Below are 594 nucleotides of genomic sequence, written 5' to 3'. Positions count from 1 at the left end.
AATCTAACGCAACGAATATGCAGAATAGGAAAAATGAAAATATAGAAAGTAAAAAATATTTTATTTCTTTTTTTCTATTAATGAGAGATTTTACCTTATACCACTCTTTCTGGTTTGCAATTCGTTTGTTTTTATAAATTTCTATCCTCTCATTCAATTCTGATTCACGTATGTCAATCATTCTTTGGGTGGGGGAAATATTTAATCCGGAAATATCAGTAAATTGCCCTGGGCCACTTTGAGAGCTATTTATTTCAGATACTAGGCTATGTAGAAAGCGTTTGTAGAGTAAAGTTGCTTCCTGGGTATTAGTTGTCGGCCGAAACTTTTCCCCTTTCATTGAGGCTTATTCAAAAGTAGGAACACACCCACACCCCACCAACTAGACAACGGCCCCACCAGCGGCAAAAATAAGAGGATTAAATCACTACAAATAACCTCAAGCCATACCGGAAGAACCGTTGCTCCACCAGCGTACAACAGGGCTCACACCTCAGCAATTCACCACGCTACTGACAGCCCTCACCTCTCATATCACCTGGGCAAAACCAGGCGGAAGACCACCAGCACTAACCCTGGCCCAGGGTCTTAAAG

The 594-nt window shown here is 41.1% G+C and carries 1 protein-coding gene; it reads right to left on the bottom strand.

Annotation, left to right across the window (positions count from 1 at the left end):
* A partial coding sequence (locus A7E48_RS11375) for a hypothetical protein (RefSeq protein WP_233126007.1) occupies positions 1 to 340 on the bottom strand: 340 nt, incomplete at its 3' end.
* Positions 341 to 594 lie beyond the last annotated feature (254 nt).

It is taken from the genome of Rothia sp. ND6WE1A (assembly GCF_001683935.1).
Lineage (GTDB): Bacteria > Actinomycetota > Actinomycetes > Actinomycetales > Micrococcaceae > Rothia > Rothia amarae.
This window is presented reverse-complemented; position numbering and strand designations above follow the sequence as displayed.